The following is a 19,594-nucleotide window of genomic DNA, read 5'->3' as shown; positions in this document are numbered from 1 at the left end:
GTTGAAAGTTTCTCATGGAAAACTGCGACCAATACCCAGATGATAACAAAAGCTATCAAATAATAATAAATGCCATTCATTAAAATAACACTTCCCCTACCAAAGTAGTGAATCGAAAAGGACTACATCAACTATATCGTCCTTTTGGTATCCTTCATCATTCTCGTCAATGATGATATAGCTGTTTGCCTCAACCATTGAGCGAATGATACCGGAACCCCTGTTAAGCACATGCTTAGCGTTAACGTCATCAGTTACCGCACGTATGAAATCTGTTCTACCCAATTGGGAAGGTATCTTAAGCTGGGAGGTTCTCTTAACAATATGGAAATCAAATGATCTTCCCTGCATTTCAAAGAGATATTTCCTAGCGAACATGTCAAACTGAGACATTGCAGCAACAGGCTGACCTGAAAGTGTGAAAATCATTTTTCCATTAACAATACCTGCACCTGCAGGCTTTCCAGGCCTAATTGCAACACCATGGAATAGGATTTCACCCAAATCATCAACCACATCAAGGACAACATCACCCTTACTGATGGCTGTTCCCCCTGTAGTCATGATAACATCATAATCCCTTGAAGCCTCTGAAACCGCTTTTTTAACCTCAACAAAGGTATCTCCCGCATGAACAATGTCACATTCCGCACCGGAATCCTCAACCATTGCCTTGATGGTGAACTGATTGGAATTGATGATTTTTGCCTTGTCGATTTCCTCTTTTGTCGGCTCGACAAGTTCATTTCCAGTAATGATAAGCATTACCTTAGGCTTTTTATAGACCTTAACGGTATCATAACCCGCTGAGGCAATCAAGCCCAGTTCCTGATATCTTATGAAAGTGTTCTTATCTAAGATTTTCTGACCCTTTTTGATATCCTCTGATTTAGGGGAGACGTTTTCCCCAGGTGTTACCTGAGAATATATTGTTAAATCATCACCCTCGGTTGTGGTGTACTCCTTCATCAAAACCGCATTAGCCCCGTCTGGAATTGGAGCACCGGTTGCTATCACAATAGCCTCGTTTTGATTAACTGTTTTGGATGAGAAATCCCCTGCACCAATAGCATCAACTATCCTTAATTGCTTAGGAGCGGAATTGGATGCTCCGAAAGTGTCTTCTGCAATTAATGCAAACCCATCCATTGCTGACTTGTCAAAAGGTGGGGAGTCATGAAATGCCATGACGTCTTCCGCCAACACCCTTTTGTGAGCCTCACCGATAGGAATTTCCTCAATGTCTGTGTACTTCTGATTATCCTCGATTAACTTTACAGCATTGCCTAATGAATCTAGTTTAGATAAAAACATGTGTAAAAACTCCCCCAAGCTTACCTATACCATGTACTTTTCGATTACTCCATGGTATGAGTTGTTTAAATCTTCATAGGTAAATTCATGGCCATTGACATTTAATGAAGTGCCTTTAACTTCCCCAATCACTTCAACAGGAACGTCGATTTGTGATAGGATATCGTCAACCGCATCAGCCTTGACTGTCAAGAGGTATCTTGCATGGCTTTCAGAGAATAACAATTGTATTTTATCCAATTCATCATCTTTTAAGGTGACTTCGCATCCAAGACCTGATTTGATAACCATTTCGGATAATGCAACTGCAAGTCCTCCTGCGGATACGTCATGGACTGCTGTGATGTTTTTATCCTTATCATTTGAGATTAAATCAAGAACTGTCTGACCGTTAGCCACTTCTTCCTCGATTCTGATTCTTGGAGCGGTTCCTTTTTCAAGATTGTGGATGCATCTGTGATATTCAGATCCTGTTAATTCATCGTAAGTCTTACCGATTAATAGGATTTTATCCCCTTCGTTTTTAAAGTCAAGGGTTCTGATGTTTTCAATGTCTTCAACACCGATTACACCTACAGCTGGTGTTGGGTTGATTTTGATTCCTTCAGTCTCATTGTAGAAACTTACGTTACCGCTGATGACAGGTGCATTGAAGTTTTCAGCAACCAGACTCATTCCTTCAATGGCTGTCTTGAACTGCCAGAGGATTTCAGGAGTTTCAGGGTTTCCGAAGTTTAAACAGTCAACAACCGCATATGGGGTTGCTCCCATTGAAATCACGTTACGGATTGCCTCTGCAACACATCCTGCTGCCCCATCGAATGGGGAGAGTTTGGTGTGTATAGTGTTTGAGTCTGTGGTAAGTGCAATTGCAGTGTTTTCATCGATTCTTAAAACCGCTGCATCATCACCAGGTTTAACGACTGTTCTTACCTGAACCTCATGGTCATATTGCTTGTAGACCCATTCCTTTGATGCAATGTTAGGACTGGATAAGAGTTTTGGTACTGAATCCTTGATTGGAGGTTCCTTAAGCTCGATTTTTTCAGTGTCTTCAGGGATTTCAGCCAATGGCCTGTCGATTGAAGGTGGATCAGCAAGTAAAATGGTTGGTAAATTTGCGATTTCATCCCCTTCATCTGAAATGATCATGTTGTTTCCCTCAATTACTTCACCGATGACGGATGAGGTGATTTCGTGCTTGTCACAGATTTTTTGTGCCAATTCAACATCATCTGGATTGATGACGAAAACCATTCTTTCCTGGGATTCTGAAAGCATGATTTCATAAGGAGTCATTCCGGTTTCCCTTAATGGAATAGCTCTTAAATCTACTAAAGCTCCGTTTTTGGATGAATCAACTAGTTCTGAAATACAGCATGTAAGACCTCCTCCACCTAAGTCCTTAACACCGCTGACGTTGATTTTTTCAAGGATTTCAAGTGATGCTTCAAGAACTCTTTTTTTGGTGAACGGATCTGCCACCTGTACAGCTGGCCTGTCTTCGGTTTCGGAATCGGATGTCAATTCTTCTGAAGCGAATGTCACACCGTGAATTCCGTCACGTCCTGTTGTTCCACCCATAAGGAGGAATACGTCGCCAATGTTTGGTGCCTGTGCACGGACAATCTTGTCCTTTTCAACAAGCCCTACACACATTACATTGACTAAAGGGTTTGTTCTGAATGATTCGTCAAATTCAATCTCACCTGCAACGGTCGGTACACCTACACGGTTTCCGTAATCGGAAATTCCCTTTACGACATGTTCAAAGAGGTATTTGGATTTTTCATCCTCGATAGGTCCGAACCTGAGTGAGTCCAAGAGTGCTATTGGCATTGCTCCCATGGAAATGATGTCTCTCAATATTCCACCGATACCTGTACCTGCCCCTCCGTAAGGTTCAATAGCTGATGGGTGGTTGTGAGATTCCATTCCAACGGCTAGTGCATATTTGTCTGTTACGCTTACAAGTCCTGCATCGTCACCAGGACCTAAGATAATGTTTTCTCCTTCGGTTGGGAATGCCCTTAGGAATGGCCTGCTGCTTTTGTAGGAACAGTGTTCTGAAAACATAACGTCAAGCATTCCTTCTTCCAATTCGTTCATTTCCCTTCCTAGGATTCCTTCAATATATTTAATTTCAGAATCTTCTAAAGTCATTTTAACACCCTTAGTCTTTAATGGAGATAATTACCTTATCCCCTTCTATATCCCATTCTTTGGTATAATCGTTATCGTCGCTGCTGCATTGTTCAGTGTCGCAAATCACTAGGCTGCGTGCTCTTATCTCATGAGAAATCACTTCTGATTGAGGCACGATCAAGTCCTTGAACTCGGTTGATGTTTCCACGATTACATCAATGTTTGCCTCAACATCAAGGTCCATGTCCTTTCTCATGTCCTGAACCCTTCTTATGAATTCACGTGCCATTGCCTCTTGCCTGATTTCCAATGTTACATTGGTGTTCACGAACACGTTTCCGCCTTCAAACTCTGATGAAACGAAATCATCTGGCAATTCTGAGTCAAACAACACTTCTTCTGAGTTCAGTTCGATTCCTTCAATGGTTACTGTGCCGTTTGCTTCAAGGTCTGCTTTGATTTGATTTCCGTCAGCCATTTTTAAACCTTTAACTACTTTTCCCATGTCTCCCTTGAGTTTTGGTCCGAGTATCTTAAGGTTTGGTTTTGCATTGTATGAGAGTTTCTCGAATTCGCTGGCGCATATGACATCCTTGGTATTTGATTGGTCTTTAATGATGTCTGTTAACTCTTCAATAGCTTTGAGGACATCCTCATCTTCTGATACGACGGTGATGTCTGATACTGGCCATCTGAGTTTGTATTGTGCCATGTCCCTTGCCCTGATGGATGCTTCAATCACTTCACGTGCGACATCCATTTTAGCTTCAAGCTCCTCGTCTATATCTTCCTCATCATATCCCCAGTCGAGCATGTGAATGCTTTCAGGAGCTTCAGGATTAACTCCTTTTACAAGGTTTTCATAGATTTCCTCTGATACATGAGGTGCTATTGGACATAATACTGTGATTAACTTGACAAGTGCTGTGTATAGGCTATAGTATGCTCCTAATTTATCAGGGTCATCGCTTTCCACCCAGGTTCTTCCACGGATGAGCCTTACATACCAGCGGCTTAAGTCTTCAAGTATGAAATTGTTGATTTTACGTGTTGCCTTGTGGAAGAACAGGTTGTCAAGGTCTTCAGCAACATCTTTAATTAAACTGTTAGCCTTTGAAATAATCCATTTGTCTTCTGAACGTAGAATCATGTCGTCTTTGGTCAATCCGATTGGGTTGAACTCGTCAAGTGACATGTAGGTTGTTGAGAATACGTAAACGTTCCATAGGATGTTGAACATCTTGTTGATGTTTAAAAGTTCTTCCCAAACGAACTTGAGGTCGTCCCATGGTTTTGAAGCCCATAAGAGGTAGAACCTTAAGACGTCCGCACCGTATTTTTCAATGACCTCTTCAGGTGCAACAACATTTCCTAATGATTTGGACATCTTGTTTCCGTGCTCGTCAAGTACGAATCCGTGCATCAGTACCTTTTTATATGGGCTTTGACCCATTGATATGACACCGGTTCCGAGTTGTGAGTAGAACCATCCTCTGGTTTGGTCGTGACCTTCTGTGATGAAGTCATATGGGAACCAGTCCTCGAATTTTTCCTTTTCCTCTGGGTAGTAGAGTGATGCCCATCCGGCCACACCGGAGTCGATCCATACGTCCAGTACGTCAGGGATTCTTTTGATTGAACTTCCGCATTTGTCACATTTTACTTCGACTTGGTCTACATATGGCCTGTGGATTAGTTCTGAGTCTGTTACATTGATTTCATTTAAGGATTCTTCTTTTAATTCATTCAGTGAGCCTATTACCTTTAGCTCTCCACAGTCAGGACATTCCCAAATAGGTATTGGAATACCCCAGTATCTTTGCCTTGAAATTGTCCAGTCACGGGCGTTGTCCACCCAGTCATGGAATCTGCCTTCACCGGCCCATTTAGGTACCCATTCGACCTTGTCGATTTCATCAAGCATCTTATCTTTAATGTCGGTTACTTTAAGGAACCATTGCTTGGTTGCACGGTAGATGATAGGGGTTTTGCATCTCCAGCAGACCCCGTATCTGTGCTCAATGGTTTCTGCACGATACATTAAATTTTTAGCTTCCAAATCATCGATGATTTGTTGGTTTTCTTCCTTGGTGAACTTTCCATCGTATTTTCCTGCATCTTCAGTGAAGCATCCGTCTTCACCTACCGGACAGAATATTGGCAATCCGTGAGCGTGTCCAACTTCAAAGTCGTCCGGACCGTGTCCTGGTGCTGTGTGTACTAGACCGGTACCTTCGCCAAGCTCTACGTGGTCTCCTGGTAAAATAGTGTGTACCTTTTCGATTTCAGCGTCGAATTCCATTTGTTTTGGAATCTCGTCAGCCAAAATATAGTCATAGCTCATTCCAAGTAAGTCTTCACCTTTGACTGTTTTGATGACTTCATACATCACTTCTTTTTCTTCAATGACTTGGTCTTCCTCATCATCGTTTTCAGCAGGGATTTTGGTCCTGTGGATTTTGACTTGTTTACCAAGCACGTCTTCCATCAGGTTTTCAGCTATGATGTAGGTGACGCCATCTTTTGAAACGTAATTGTAATCGAATTCAGGATTTACACAAATCGCAAGGTTTGCAGGCAATGTCCATGGAGTGGTTGTCCAAACCAGGAAGTAAGTGTCCTTTTCACCGGTTACAGGGAATTTAATGTAGATGGATGGATCTTCTTTTTCCTCATATTCAATTTCAGCTGCCGCAAGTGCGGTTCCACAGTGAGGACACCAGCTGATAACCCTTTGGTCGTTTAAAAGAAGGTCCTGTTCGTTTGCTCTTTTAAGCATCCACCAGGAGGATTCCATGTATTTAGGGTCTAATGTCATGTATGGGTCTTCCCAGTCCATCCAAACACCCAATTGGTCGAATTCCTGTTCCATTGCAATCTTGTTTTCGATTGCGAATTCCTTACACTTGTCGACGAACTTGTCGATTCCTATTTCATCCTCGATTTCCTGTTTGGATTGGATTCCCATGATGTGCTCAACCTTGTTTTCAATTGGAAGACCGTGCATGTCCCAACCGGCTTGTCTTCTTAAGCTGAATCCGTTCATGGATTTGTATCTAAGGTAGGAATCCTTGATGATCTTGTTCCATGCTGTACCCAAATGGATTTTTCCGCTACAGTATGGTGGACCATCTAAAAATGAGTATCTAGGTCCTTTTTCTCTTAGTTCATTTACTTTTGCGAAAGTCTCTTCTTCCTTCCAGAATTTCTGAACTTTCTTTTCTATCTTATCGTGGTCGTATGATTTGTCAGCCTCTTTTATTGGCATTGTAACTCCTCAAAATTATAATCAATGTATTTATTAATTTATAATATGTATCTTTTTGTTTTAGATAATAAATAAAGGTTATGATAATGGCCAAAATTCCAAAAATGGAAAGCAATTTAAGTTTAATTTAAATGAATTTGCACTAATTTATTTTAACAGTTGAAAGTCAAAGTCACATTATTTTAATTGGAATTTACATTAACAAAATGGATAGTTGATTTTGAATTTGAATGAAAAATGGGATATATATCAATTTGGAAATTAACTTTGAATTTGGAAATTCGAATGGTAATGTCAAACCAAACATTACATATAAGATTATCTTGAAATATTTAAACATGAGCTTCCACAGAAAATACAATTCACTTTTTAAACTCGTAGACAACATGATGAAACTCTACAAGATTTATAAAAATGACAAAAAAGCCAAAAAAGAGAAAGAACATGAAGATAAAACACTGGAGTGACTTCAACTGTCCAAACTCCTATATAGGTATTCATCGCCTGAAAAAGGCATCGAATGAAGTGGATGTTGAAGTTGAATGGGAAATGAAACCATTTGAACTGTATCCCACCATATTCGACACTCCAACCGGTTCAATAATCACCCAAAACATCCTGCAATACGGCCTGACACCTGAAACAGCCGAAGAGAAAATCATTGAACTGGAAAAAATAGCCCATGAAGACGGGTTTGAAATGAACTACCAGGACATTCAACTGACATCATCAAGAAAAGCCCACAGGCTGGTCAAATACATACAAAACAAACACCCTGAACTAGCCATGGAAGTCGTTTTAAAAATTTATCATGCCAATTTTGTTGAAAACAAGATTATAGCCGATACTGATGTGCTTGTTGAAATAACCAATGAACTGGGTCTGGATGAAAAGGAAATCAGGAATTTTCTTGAAGGCGAATCCTACAGCTTCGAGGTTCAAATCGACGAGGAGGACGCCATACAAATGGGTGTCGAGTCAATACCCCTCTATATCCTGAACAGTTCTGACGATCAATTAATCATACCCGGTGCATTCGAAAAGGAAGACTTCAGGATTGCAATTGAAGACCTCATCAACGGTGAAATCCAGTCAAAATCATTCATCTAAGTCAATATTGCATTCTAATTGTTAAAAACTTAAATATTAATGATTATAACCATAATTATATGAAAATCATACTTGCAGACACTTTTTTTAAACGCTTTAAGGGACTTATGGGCAAAAAAGACTTTGAGGACACTTTATTGTTCACAAACCTCACAGACTCGTCAATCCACACCATGTTCATGAGATTCGAGATTGACATATATTTCCTCGATAAAAACAAGATAATATATGATAAGGTTAGCTTAAAGCCATGGAAATTCTACAAGCCAAAAAAACGGGCTGCATATATTCTGGAAACTAAAAAAAATAAGTTAAAATTAGAAATAGGAGATAGTTTAGATCTTATCTAAAATATCTTCCGGATTTTCGAATATTTTTATATCATCAATGCTTTCAAGCTTGCGGGTGTTTTCAATGTCAATGTCCCGCATGTAGATTGTAATGATTTTGCCTTCAGATATTGCATCATTCGGGCAGGAATTTCTGCACAAGCCACAGCCTATACATTTTGTCAGGTCTATCTCTGAATGTGGAATAATGGCTCCCTGTTCACATACAAGGGCTGCAACGCAATCGTCACATCCTTCACATTTTGACAATTCCATTTTTGAAGGAAGGACAGTATCTATTGGCCCCGGATGAATATCCACAGGCACCATATAGACAGGAACAGCTCCTTTACCTGCTTGAGCCACTGCATTTGTAACAAGTGTGTCCGCTATTCCATAGACTATTTTTGAAACGGTATTTGCTGTAGCCGGTGAGACTATTAACAGGTCGTATTTGCCTAATGACAAACGGCCTGTGATTGGATATGAAAATTTCTGGTTGGAATCAGTGGCCAATTCCCTGTATTTTCCACCAGTGATGTTAACAACGCTTTCATAAAGTCCATACATCTTAAGGACTTCTTCCGCTGCACCTGATAGGAAAACAGTGACTTCATGCTCTTTAGCAAGTTTTAGGGCAACTTGCACTGATTCTCGAAGTAAATGACCGGCTCCAGTAAATGCGAAGGCTATTCTCATTTTAATCTATAATCTGTGATATTCGTAAGCGTCTCTGTCTGAGAATGCGTAATCGAGTGTAGTGTACTGGTTCATGAATTCAGCAACTTCATCAGCGATGTTTTCCTTATCAACAGCTACACGTTTGATGAATTCAGCTACTTCACTCATTTCTTTTTCCTTCAATCCTCTTCTGGTAATTTCCTGAGTACCTATTCGGATACCTGAAGGATCATCGGAGTTGTCCCTGTCGTCACCAGGCAAGAGGTTCTTGTTTAGAATCACGTTATTGTCAGCCAATTCCTTAGCGATATCGGATGCTGATCTAATGGAGCTTAAGTCCACAGCGATTTGGTGGGATTGGGTGAATCCTAAATCTTCACATAAAACGTCAAAGCCTAATTCATACATTGCCTGACCTAATGCTTGTGCGTTTTTGATTGTTTGTTTAGCGTAAGCTTCACCGAACTCAAGCATTTCAGCAGTTGCGATACCTAAACCTAAGAGGTGGTGCAAGTGGTGGTTGCTGACTACACCAGGGAATACTGCATTGTCGATGATTTCCTCGTTTTCCTTGTGTGAGAGGATAATTCCACCTTGTGGACCTGGGAATGTCTTGTGGGTACTTCCCATCATCAGGTCTGCACCTTCTTTAAGAGGTTGTTGGAATTGTCCACCTGCAATAAGACCCAATACGTGTGCACCGTCATACATTACAGTTGCGCCGACTTCATCAGCAGCTTCACGTGCTTCTTTGATTGGGTGTGGGAATAAGAATAAGCTTCCTCCGAACAATACGATTTTTGGTTTTTCCTCAAGGATTTTCTTGTTCATTGCGTCAATGTCAATGTTCATCACGTTTTTATCCAATGGATGGAAAACTGTTTTGAGTCCACGGATACCTGCTGCACTTACGTCTGCGTGTGAAATGTGACCTCCTGAAGGTACTTCCAATGCCATTACCTTTTCACCAGGTTTTGCAAAACCAAAGAATGCTGCAAGGTTAGCGGTTACTCCGGATACTGGCTGTACGTTTGCATAGTCACAGTCATAGACTTTGCATGAAAGCTTTTTGGTCATGTCTTCAACCAAATCGACATATTGGCATCCTTCGTAGAATCTTTCGAATGCTTGACCTTCTGCGTATCTGTGTGCGAAATCAGTTGCTAATGCTTCTGTTACCTCTACACTGGTAACGTTTTCGGAAGCGATTAAATTGACACTGTTTCTCATGTATTGAGTATGTTCTTTTGCAATTTCTTCAAACTTTAAAATTTCGTCATGATAATTAGTCATTTACTCACCTAAATATCCAATATATTTATGATTTAATTTTTGTTTATCTTATAATATAAGAGTTATGAATATTTAACAAAAAACTAAAAAGAACTAAATTATTTTCACTAACTGTATTTCAAATCAATCCTTAAAATCAGGATTACATAAACGAGCATCACCAATGCAATGAGCAGGAATGCTGTTCCAAATGTGAATATTGACATTACACCAAAGCCGTCAACCAGAAATCCTCCAATAGCGATTCCTATTGCTATTCCACCATTCAAAACACTCAAAAAAACACCATTGGCAAGCTCGGGACTGTCCGGCAGGACGGATGTTTCAATGTACTGGATGAGATTGTAGCCCATTCCGTCAAGCACACCGAATATCAGGACCAGTATCAAAATAGGAATCAGGAAGTGTGCTGAGAAATACATGCAAACAAAAACTGCTGCACAGACTATCTGAAATATTATTAGTGTGGCCTTGTCTTTTTTGAAGATCAGTTTTCCGCCAAGCCATGTACCGAATATTGAGAACAATCCTTGAACTACCTCGACCTTAATGAGGTCGAGGATTCTTACTTCACGGGCAAGTACTTTCCCACGAAAGTAGTATTACCGTGCTATCCCCCCAGTCCCTGAGGTTCATCTTATTTTTTTCACTAAGAAGTCTGAATCCTTTTTGTTCTATGTTTTTGGCGGCGTTTATGTCTCTGTCGTGTTGTGTTTGGCAGTGTGGGCAGATCCATTTTTTTTCATCGCCTAAGTCTTTGTTGTAGTATCCGCATACGTGACAATTTTTGCTGGATGGGTACCATTGGCTTATTTGGACGAATATTTTATCGTACCATTCGCATTTGTATTTTATCATTTCCACTAACTTGTACCAGCTGATATTCTGTAGTTTTTTGCTATAATCGGTTTCTTCGAATATTTTTTGTATGTCTAGTGTTTCCATACAGATTAGGTCGTATGTTTTGACTAGGTAGTTGCTTAATTTGTGGTATGCGTCTTTTATGCGGTTGTTTTTTCTTTGTATCCATTTGCCTAGTTTTTTTAGTGTTTTGTTGTAGCGGTTGCTGTTGTATTTTTTTCGTGATAGGCTTTTTTGGTATTTTTTAATCATTTTTTCCTCATGTGTCGTGTCTAAATTGGTTATCTTTAGTCCGTTGCTGAGGATTGCTAATGTTCTCATACCAAGATCAATTCCCACGCTCTTATAAGTATAATCCATTGTCTCTACTTCGGTTTCGATGTTGAAAACTGCATAAAAGTGACCGTGCTCCTTTTTAATGGTTACATTGTTTATTTTAGATTCTTTTAGTAATCTTTTATAATGGGTGCTGGTTCTGTAATGTACTTTTCCTAGTTTTGGTAAGACAATTGTATTGTCTTGTATTTTGATATTATTGTTGTTTTGTATTCTGAAACTTTGTTTTGGATTCTTTTTGGATTTGAATCTAGGATAATCGGATGTATTGTTGAAGAATCTATTAAATGCAGTTATTAGGTCACGATAGACCTGTTGTAGGCTGCTTGACTCACTTTCATACAAGAAGGGATATTGTGTTTTCAACATGTTCAACATTGTATTGAATGTTTTCTGATTGCATTGTAACTTTGTGTATCCTTGTTGTTTAAACAATTCAAATGTTTCCTGATATTCTTCTAATAATTTATTCCAAGTTAATCTGGCGTTATTAATATTTTGATTAATTTTATCCTTCATACTTTCATCAGGATATAATTTAACCACAATACCTTTATTAACAAGATTATACTCAGAAAACATATGAAACTCACATCCAATGCGTTTTTTTTACAATTTTTTCAAATTGAAAAAACACACAATAATAATATTATCACATAAGATATAAAATATAATGCCGAGAGAGCATTTGGTTACTAATAAACTTATGTTCATACCTATGTTTGTGCAATTCATCCACGACTTAAAAGACGTCATGGTATTCTTGCACTACTAAGATAAAAGTATTTTCGGATTGTCCCTCATCTTATTTCCTCTAATAACAATAGTTATATAATTATGACCAATTAATTAAAGTTAGTAATTATCGCAAAAAAATAGCTTTAAGATTAATATAAAGTTAGAAATGAAATCTAACTTCATACTAAATTCCATAACATTATACAAATAAAGTAATAATCAACTTTATTGTACAATTCTAATTTTACATTTAACATTATATAATATTTTTGATACGTATCAATGAAAGCAAAAAACCAACCAAAGGAAATTCTAAAACTTTGGATTTTTTTACATTCAACCACTGATTATTCTACTTTATTAGTTTGGTGATGAGTTGAAGAAATGTAATAATTAAAATTAATAACAATTCCGTTTTTCTACTCAAAATAATCACCTATTAATGTTATGGAATGATTTAATTTAAGCTGGCAAAAGCTTTCATAGGTTAACCAAAGATATTTAGTGCAGAATTATTTAAAAAGCTATGTACCAATGAAAATCAATATTGATTCAGATAAATAATAGAAAATGCTTATTTTAAACAAATTTTAATGAAAATTGAATAGAATAGAAGTTAGAATAAAAAAAAATTGTTTTAAAAAAGTGTTGTTAAAAAAAAGAAAAAAAGAAATAGAGAAATTAAATCTCTAAATCTATTTACCTATGTCTTCAAGAGCAGCACTGATTTGTGCCATAATTTGCTCGGTTTTGAAGTGTTGTTGGTTCATAGCACCAGATGGACATGCACCTACACAAGTACCACATCCTTTACATAATGCGGAGTTAATTTGTGCAAATTCTTTTCCACCTACACCAGTTGCGATAGAAATAGCGTCGAATGGGCATAATTCTACACATACTTGGCAAGCACCACAAACGGTTTCATCGTTAGATGCAATAATAGGTTCGATTTCTACTTCTCCTTTAGCCATTGGGATAGCTGCTCTGGATGCTGCAGCTGAACCTTGTGCTACGGAGTCAGGAATATCTTTAGGACCTTGTGCTACACCAGCAATGTAAACACCGTCAGTTAAGGTGTCAACAGGTCTGAGTTTAGGGTGAGCTTCCATGTAGAATCCGTCTGCAGATCTGGAGAGACCTAAGGTTTGTCTGAGTTCGTCAGATCCAGCGGAGTGTTCGAGACCTACACTTAATACAACTAAATCGTAAGTGTATTCAGTTACTTTTCCGAGTAAAGTATCTTCTGCTCTGATAGTTAAGGTTAAATCGTCGTTTTCGAAGATTTGAGCTGGTTTACCTCTGATAAATTCAATACCGTATTTTTCTTGAGATGTTTTGTAGAACTCTTCGTATCCTTTACCGAAGGAACGGATATCCATGTAGTAACAGGTTACTTTGGTATCAGGTTCGTGGTCGATACATAATTGAGCGTTTTTCATGGAGTACATACAACATACTCTGGAACAGTATGGTTTACCGATTTGTTCATCTCTGGAACCGACACAGTGGATGAATGCTACACGTTCTGGTTCAATACCGTCGGAAGGTTTGATTACGTGACCACCGGTAGGACCGGATGCGTTGATCATCCTTTCGATTTCCATAGCGGTAATTACGTTAGAGTAACGTCCGTATCCGTATTGGTAAATTCCGGATGGGTCGAATGGGTCGTAACCGATTGCAGCAACGATAGTACCAACTTCTAATTCAATTTCTTGAGGTTGTTGGTTGTGGTCGATTGCGTCTGGTCCACATGCTTGTACACATAAGTTACATTCGATACAGTAGTCTTTGTCGATTGTAGCGCATAATGGTACAGCTTGAGGGAATGGGATGTATGCAGCTTTTACCATACCGACACCTTCGTCGTAGTAGTTAGGTATTTCGATAGGACAAGCTTCTTGACATGCTCCACATCCAGTACATAAATCTTCGTCTACGTATCTAGGTTTTTTCTCTACAGTTACTTTGAAGTTTCCGATGTAACCGTCTACTTCTTTAACTTCTGCGTAAGAAATTAATTCGATGTTTTCGTGTTTGTTACAGTCTACCATCTTAGGTGCTAAAATACACATTGAACAGTCGAGAGTTGGGAATGTTTTATCTAATTGTCCCATACGTCCACCAATGGTTGGGTTTCTTTCTACCATGTAGGTTTTGAATCCCATGTCACCTAAGTCTAATGCAGTTTGGATACCAGCTACTCCACCACCGATAACTAATGCTTTGTTATCTACTGGTACTTTAGTTGCTTCTAAAGGTTCGAGTAATCTAGCTTTTGCAACTGCCATACGGGTTAAGTCTTTTGCTTTTTCGGTAGCTGCTTCTGGTTCGTTCATGTGTACCCAGGAGTCTTGTTCTCTTAAGTTAGCAAATTCAAATAAGAATTTGTTTAATCCTGCTTCTTCTACGCATCTACGGAAAGTAGGTTCGTGAAGACGAGGGGAACAAGCTGCTACAACAATTCTGTTTAAGTTTTTCTCTTTGATGTCCTCTTGGATCATTGCTTGACCAGGGTCGGAACACATGTATTTGTAGTCTGTTGCGTGTACAACATTAGGTAAACTCTTAGCGTATTCAGCTACGCTAGGACAGTCTACTACTCCACCAACGTTTACACCACAGTGACAGACGTAAACACCTATCCTTAATTCTTCGTTATTATTTATATCTTCTGCCATATTAATTCACCTTGTACAAGTCGTGAAAAATATCTAATATATATAAAAAATTGCAATTTTAAAAATAGTTAGTAAAATTTTACATAGTATTAGATATACATATGTAGTAAATACACACTTATAAAGGTTTCTATAAAATACTTGGAGTAAAGTTTATATATGATGAATGAAAATCTTTTTAAAAATAGCTTTAATTTGAAAATCAAGCTTAATTAAAGATTATAAATCAAAATAAACCATAATCATTATTTTTTGATAAAATAATAAATTTAGGTTAGTTGAAATTTTCAATTTTTAAACTAAATCAACATGATAATGACCGGAAGTGTAATCAAAGAGATTACAGTGTTGATTAATATGCAGTCGGAAGTCAGTTCATAGTCAAGCTTGTATGTGATTGCAAGCAACAATGACAGCATGCCTGAAGGCATTGCGGCCTCGACAATCGAAACGCTATACTGAAGATCAACCAAGCCTATTTGAGTGGCAATGATAAATGCAACAAATGGGAAAAACGCCAATTTCATGATTGAAGTAAATACAATCATTGACTTGCTTCTGGACAATGCTGTAAAGTCAATTGACAAACCCAATGCAATCATAATCAACGGAATGGCCCCCTGGCCAAGATAATTCACAGTATTGTCAACAACAGCGCCAATTGGAATGTTTAAGAAGTTGAAAACCAATCCCAAAACAACCGCCCACAATGGCGGGAAAAAGGCAATCTTTCTCACAGCGGTCTTGACAGTTCCTCCGAATTTCAAAATCAACGCGCATGACAACATCAGGAAAATGCATAATGTGGCTATGTCACAGAATATCGCCCTTAAAAATCCATCCTGACCATAAATACCCAAATTGACAGGATAGCCCATAAAGGCAGTGTTCGCTATCATTACAGTGACCAGAACACTCCACAACTGTATGTCATCAAGGTTAAGTTGTTTCAATATGAAATATGAAACTATTCCTGTTGCAAGGGATGATGCCAGGATAACAAAAGGCAGGACCCCCAGTTTTGGAAGCAATGACATGTCTGCAGAATAGATTGCGTGGAAAATCATGCAGGGCATCAGAATATACATTACTATCCTATTGAATGGATCTATATCCTTCTCACTTAAAAAATCGATTCTTTTTAGGAAATATCCAAGACCAATCATTATGATGATTGATAAAATAGTAACTTCAATAGCGCTCATAGATATAATATTAATAAAAAAAAGTATAAAAAAGTTATGAAAAAAAGAAGGTAAAATTAACTAACGATACCTTCGCTAGTAATTTTAAATACACATTCACCTTCAGGCAAATGAGGGGAATCCACTAAACGTGCGATTCTTTTTCCAGCCAAACCTTTTTTGAGCCAGATTCTGTAAGTGGAAGCGTGTCCTAAAACGTGACCACCAATAGCTTTGGTAGGACTTCCGAAAAAGGAATCCGGTTTAGCTTGCACTTGGTTGGTTAAAAAGATTGCAACATTGTAAGTGTTAGCGATTTGCTGGAGTGAGTGTAAATGTTGATTCAATTTTTGTTGCCTTACAGCTAAGGACTCCCTTCCGACATATTCTGCCCTGAAGTGAGCCATCAATGAATCTACAATTACCAATTTAACATTAACTCCACTTTGGATGAGTTCGTTGATTTTGTCAACCATGAGGATTTGGTGAGCGGAGTTGAATGCACGTGCAACATGAATTCTGCTTAAGACTTCTTCATTGTCTAATTCGAATCCTTCAGCAATTTGTCTGATTCTTTCTGGACGGAAAGTGTTTTCAGTGTCTACAAATACACATTCACCATCGAGTCCTCCACGTTCTTCAGGCAATTGAACAGTAACAGCCAATTCATGGGAGATTTGACTTTTACCTGATCCGAATTCACCGAACACTTCAGTTATGGATTGGGTTTCGATTCCACCACCGATTAAATCGTTGAATTCTTGGCTTCCGACAGTGATGTGTCCAACGTCTTTTCTTCTTTCGTCTACTTCTAATGCAGTTTCAAAAGTGATGTTTTCTGCTCTACGTGCAGCTTCAATAACTTTTTCTGCAACACCTTCACCGATTTCTGCTTTAACTGACAATTCCTTTGGAGTAGCGGTTGCCAATCTCATCATGTCAGCGAAACCTGCGTCTTTTAATTTTTCTGCTGTTTTTTCTCCAACACCTGGTAAATCACTTAATTCGACCATAATAATCATTCCTTACCTATTTTTCATTTAAATGTATTTTTTCAAAAATTTCTTAGGATTTAACCTATTTGTTTCATTATATTCATCAAAGTTAACATTAGCAATAAATTCAATTGTGTATCCGATTAAGTCTTGAAGTTTTTCATCAACACCATATCCATCTTCAATGGTGGAAATAACCTCTTCTTTTGTCATTCCACTTAATTCCTCAGCCAAGTTATCAAAGAATGTGGCCTGGATAGATCCTGTTCCATCATCAACCCTTACAGGAATCATGAATGTGTAAGCAGGTTCGTCAAAGACATATCCACAATTGTCACATACATATTCATCTTCACTTTCTTCAACGCCAGCACGACAGTTTGGACATCTTCTAAGTAATGTTCTGTCTACGCCAACCTCTTCGATTTTTGCAATGATGTGAACATTAGTGTCGTCCTCATATAATGACTCAATGGATTTTTGTGTGAAAATCATTTCCATTAGTTCATCCAATGAAGGTAATTTTTCCAGTTCGCTTTCACTTGGCTCTAGAATGGTTGTGGAACTAGAAACGCTAGCTTCTACACGATTGGTTCTGTCATTGTATCTGAAACGAGGGTTTTGTAATTTGATTGCTTGGCCTAATTCAAATTCCTTGTTTGCATCATCATTCCAGAGAACAACTACGACTGAACCTGTATCGTCAGCGATTTCTATATTTCTTACAAGTCCTTCACCGTCATCCCTTTCAAATGTGCGTTGCTCGAATATTTCAATGACTCTACCGATGATGATTTTGTCATTTTCATCCTCTTCGACTTCATCGATGCTGATTTTATCGTAAAGTGCTTTTTCCAATGTTTCCAGTTTAGGAATGAACATTGCGGATGCTTCCTCTTCAGATAATCTGATAATCCTTGCAGCTCCTCCAACGTTCAAGTCTACGCTATACAATCCCATTCTGGTTCTTGCATTTTCAATTCTGTATGCTTCACCCACTGCATAAGCGCCTTGAGCCTTTTCATTCCAGAATGATAATCTTACCTTACCGGATTCATCAGCAATCATTGCTGATCTGACTTGACCGACTTCACCGTCATCCCTTTGGAATTCCCTGATGTCTTCAAGGGATAGGATCCTTCCGATAATGTCTATTTCTATTCCGTCATCATCCATCAATTCGACTTCTCCTATTGGGGTTGGATGGAGGTCTTGTCTTAATTCTTCCAGCTCATCCAATTGCTCGATTGATAGGTTTTGTGGGTTAATAGTAATTTGAGTATTGAAATTAGTGTTCATGGAGTATTGGCTTTCAGTGTATTCGTCAAAGCGCACGTCTCCGCCGATAATTTTGATAATGTCCCCTTTGTTTATAGGAAGTGAGGTGTCATCGCCCCATACTGTCACCCTGATGTCTCCTGTAGTGTCCCTAACATCAAAGTTTCTTAATTTTCCTTCTGTGTTATCGGTTTTTCTGGTGAACACCTTGATGTCCTGGAGTTTTGAAACGATACCGATGATTGAAACATCCCTTTGTTCGCTCAAGTCTCCGATTGGTGAGAATTCCTGTTCGAATTCAGGAACATCGAAGTCCCCTTTGATTATTCTTCCGTCCCAATGGGTCAGGGAAATTTCATCTTCGCCGTCCCTGTTTGGCCTGCTGCGTGCTTGAGCCTGAAGGATTTTAACAGTATCTCCATCTTCAAGGCCTAAATCCTTGATTAGCTCAACGTTTTTATTCCATAATGTATAAGAGATTTGTCCTGAACCGTCCTGCAGTTCAAGGGATGCAACTTGTCCTTCTTTTCCATTTTTCTCATATGTTCTGATTGTTGGAATTCTAACGATTCTTGCAATGATATTGACCTTGGTTTCAGGTTCGATGTCAACGATGTCTGTGATGTTTTCCTCATAAGCAGGGAATCTTGAAGGGTCATCGTCTATGTGGACTACGCTTGACCTTGGCCTTAAGTTGGCTTCAAGACCTGTGTATCCTTCCTTAACGTCCACACCCTTGATTTGTATGACATCACCTTCATTGACGTTTTTAAGAAGTTTCATGTTTTGTGTCCAGAAAACAGCCCTGATTTCACCAGTGTTGTCCTTAAGCTGAAGGTTGCATACCTCTCCGCTTTGTCCTTTACGTGTTTTGAATGATCTTGGATTGGATATTGAAATTACCCTACCGGCTACGGTAGCGTCTCTGCTTCCTTTTTCAATGTCTTCTATTGGTTTAACGTCATCATCCATTTCACTGGTGATTGCTTCCACTTCTTCAGTAATCAATTCACCGACAACCATATCTGCAAGGCCGTCATCGGTCATGAAAGGATTTTCTGATTCCTGTTGTCTGAATTTTTCCATTCTTTGGAAGAATTCCTCTTCGGAAATTTGGTCCCTGACTTTATCATATTTCTCTTTCAGCTCGTCAGTCATCACATTGGCTGAAGTTTCTTCAACTTGATCGAAAATGGATGTGTCGACACCATTATGATTTTGAACAACCATCTGTGCAGCTCCAAAATCATCAATGAAATCTATTCCATCATTGTCAGCTTTCAATTTCTCAATTTCTTCTAAGAACTCTTCTTCAGAAAGTTTATCTTTGACTTTTTCATATTCTTGTAATATTCTTTCTTGCATACCAAACCCCTCA

At 38.7% G+C, this 19,594-nt stretch carries 14 protein-coding genes; 3 read left to right on the top strand and 11 right to left on the bottom strand.

Annotated elements, in window-relative coordinates:
* Positions 1-96: 96 nt before the first annotated feature.
* The 3 genes from glp to ileS are packed head-to-tail and all read right to left on the bottom strand — an operon-like array spanning position 97 to position 6,727.
* Positions 97-1,314 carry a gephyrin-like molybdotransferase Glp gene (glp, locus tag E7Z78_RS05245; RefSeq protein ID WP_303724126.1) on the bottom strand — a complete coding sequence of 406 codons (1,218 nt, stop codon included), beginning with the start codon at positions 1,312-1,314 and terminating at the stop codon, positions 97-99.
* A 24-nt stretch (positions 1,315-1,338) separates the two neighbouring features.
* Positions 1,339-3,477, bottom strand: a complete 2,139-nt coding sequence (gene purL, locus E7Z78_RS05240; protein WP_303724125.1) for a phosphoribosylformylglycinamidine synthase subunit PurL — start codon at positions 3,475-3,477, stop codon at positions 1,339-1,341.
* A gap of 10 nt (positions 3,478-3,487) precedes the next feature.
* The gene (gene ileS / locus E7Z78_RS05235) at positions 3,488-6,727 is read right to left on the bottom strand and encodes an isoleucine--tRNA ligase (protein WP_303724124.1); all 3,240 of its coding nucleotides are present in this window, start codon (positions 6,725-6,727) and stop codon (positions 3,488-3,490) included.
* A 338-nt stretch (positions 6,728-7,065) separates the two neighbouring features.
* On the opposite strand from ileS, the gene E7Z78_RS05230 reads away from it, so the two are divergent.
* From E7Z78_RS05230 to E7Z78_RS05220, 3 genes are read left to right on the top strand one after another with little or no spacing between them, the layout of a single operon-like run.
* Complete coding sequence (locus E7Z78_RS05230) at positions 7,066-7,194, top strand: hypothetical protein (protein ID WP_303724123.1); 129 nt, start codon at positions 7,066-7,068, stop codon at positions 7,192-7,194.
* Complete coding sequence (locus E7Z78_RS05225; RefSeq protein WP_303724122.1) at positions 7,172-7,837, top strand: DsbA family protein; 666 nt, start codon at positions 7,172-7,174, stop codon at positions 7,835-7,837. Before E7Z78_RS05230 ends, E7Z78_RS05225 begins: the two co-directional genes overlap by 23 nt.
* A gap of 59 nt (positions 7,838-7,896) precedes the next feature.
* Complete coding sequence (locus E7Z78_RS05220; protein ID WP_303724121.1) at positions 7,897-8,187, top strand: DUF192 domain-containing protein; 291 nt, start codon at positions 7,897-7,899, stop codon at positions 8,185-8,187.
* On the opposite strand, the gene E7Z78_RS05215 is transcribed toward E7Z78_RS05220, so the two are convergent.
* From E7Z78_RS05215 to E7Z78_RS05180, 8 genes are all read right to left on the bottom strand, one after another.
* Entirely contained in the window at positions 8,173-8,865 is a 693-nt protein-coding gene (locus E7Z78_RS05215) for a dihydromethanopterin reductase (acceptor) (protein ID WP_303724120.1), read from the bottom strand. The genes E7Z78_RS05220 and E7Z78_RS05215 overlap by 15 nt on opposite strands.
* A gap of 6 nt (positions 8,866-8,871) precedes the next feature.
* Positions 8,872-10,140: a serine hydroxymethyltransferase gene (gene glyA / locus E7Z78_RS05210; RefSeq protein WP_303724119.1), complete on the bottom strand. Its 1,269-nt coding sequence runs from the start codon at positions 10,138-10,140 to the stop codon at positions 8,872-8,874.
* 107 nt (positions 10,141-10,247) lie between these two features.
* Positions 10,248-10,667 (bottom strand): hypothetical protein, encoded by a 420-nt coding sequence (locus E7Z78_RS05205; RefSeq protein WP_303724118.1) that lies wholly within the window; start codon positions 10,665-10,667, stop codon positions 10,248-10,250.
* A gap of 43 nt (positions 10,668-10,710) precedes the next feature.
* On the bottom strand, positions 10,711-11,919 hold the full coding sequence (locus E7Z78_RS05200) for an RNA-guided endonuclease TnpB family protein (protein WP_303724117.1): 1,209 nt from the start codon (positions 11,917-11,919) through the stop codon (positions 10,711-10,713).
* A gap of 851 nt (positions 11,920-12,770) precedes the next feature.
* Entirely contained in the window at positions 12,771-14,759 is a 1,989-nt protein-coding gene (locus E7Z78_RS05195) for a CoB--CoM heterodisulfide reductase iron-sulfur subunit A family protein (protein WP_303724116.1), read from the bottom strand.
* A 299-nt stretch (positions 14,760-15,058) separates the two neighbouring features.
* On the bottom strand, positions 15,059-15,964 hold the full coding sequence (locus E7Z78_RS05190; protein ID WP_303724115.1) for an AEC family transporter: 906 nt from the start codon (positions 15,962-15,964) through the stop codon (positions 15,059-15,061).
* 56 nt (positions 15,965-16,020) lie between these two features.
* Positions 16,021-16,956, bottom strand: coding sequence for a DNA repair and recombination protein RadA (radA, locus tag E7Z78_RS05185; protein WP_303724114.1), 936 nt, complete (start codon positions 16,954-16,956; stop codon positions 16,021-16,023).
* A gap of 27 nt (positions 16,957-16,983) precedes the next feature.
* On the bottom strand, positions 16,984-19,581 hold the full coding sequence (locus E7Z78_RS05180) for an OB-fold nucleic acid binding domain-containing protein (RefSeq protein WP_303724113.1): 2,598 nt from the start codon (positions 19,579-19,581) through the stop codon (positions 16,984-16,986).
* Positions 19,582-19,594: the final 13 nt, after the last annotated feature.

The organism is Methanobrevibacter thaueri, from assembly GCF_015062915.1.
GTDB lineage: Archaea > Methanobacteriota > Methanobacteria > Methanobacteriales > Methanobacteriaceae > Methanocatella > Methanocatella thaueri_B.
This window is presented reverse-complemented; position numbering and strand designations above follow the sequence as displayed.

Excerpts from the sequence above, each read along its gene's own strand:
- E7Z78_RS05215 (WP_303724120.1), bottom strand. The coding sequence starts at position 8,865 with ATGAGAATAGCCTTCGCATTTACTGGAGCCGGTCATTTACTTCGAGAA.
- radA (WP_303724114.1), bottom strand. The coding sequence starts at position 16,956 with ATGGTCGAATTAAGTGATTTACCAGGTGTTGGAGAAAAAACAGCAGAA.
- purL (WP_303724125.1), bottom strand. The coding sequence starts at position 3,477 with ATGACTTTAGAAGATTCTGAAATTAAATATATTGAAGGAATCCTAGGA.
- E7Z78_RS05225 (WP_303724122.1), top strand. The coding sequence starts at position 7,172 with ATGAAGATAAAACACTGGAGTGACTTCAACTGTCCAAACTCCTATATA.
- E7Z78_RS05180 (WP_303724113.1), bottom strand. The coding sequence starts at position 19,581 with ATGCAAGAAAGAATATTACAAGAATATGAAAAAGTCAAAGATAAACTT.
- E7Z78_RS05190 (WP_303724115.1), bottom strand. The coding sequence starts at position 15,964 with ATGAGCGCTATTGAAGTTACTATTTTATCAATCATCATAATGATTGGT.
- ileS (WP_303724124.1), bottom strand. The coding sequence starts at position 6,727 with ATGCCAATAAAAGAGGCTGACAAATCATACGACCACGATAAGATAGAA.
- E7Z78_RS05200 (WP_303724117.1), bottom strand. The coding sequence starts at position 11,919 with ATGTTTTCTGAGTATAATCTTGTTAATAAAGGTATTGTGGTTAAATTA.
- glyA (WP_303724119.1), bottom strand. The coding sequence starts at position 10,140 with ATGACTAATTATCATGACGAAATTTTAAAGTTTGAAGAAATTGCAAAA.
- E7Z78_RS05195 (WP_303724116.1), bottom strand. The coding sequence starts at position 14,759 with ATGGCAGAAGATATAAATAATAACGAAGAATTAAGGATAGGTGTTTAC.
- glp (WP_303724126.1), bottom strand. The coding sequence starts at position 1,314 with ATGTTTTTATCTAAACTAGATTCATTAGGCAATGCTGTAAAGTTAATC.
- E7Z78_RS05220 (WP_303724121.1), top strand. The coding sequence starts at position 7,897 with ATGAAAATCATACTTGCAGACACTTTTTTTAAACGCTTTAAGGGACTT.
- E7Z78_RS05230 (WP_303724123.1), top strand. The coding sequence starts at position 7,066 with ATGAGCTTCCACAGAAAATACAATTCACTTTTTAAACTCGTAGACAAC.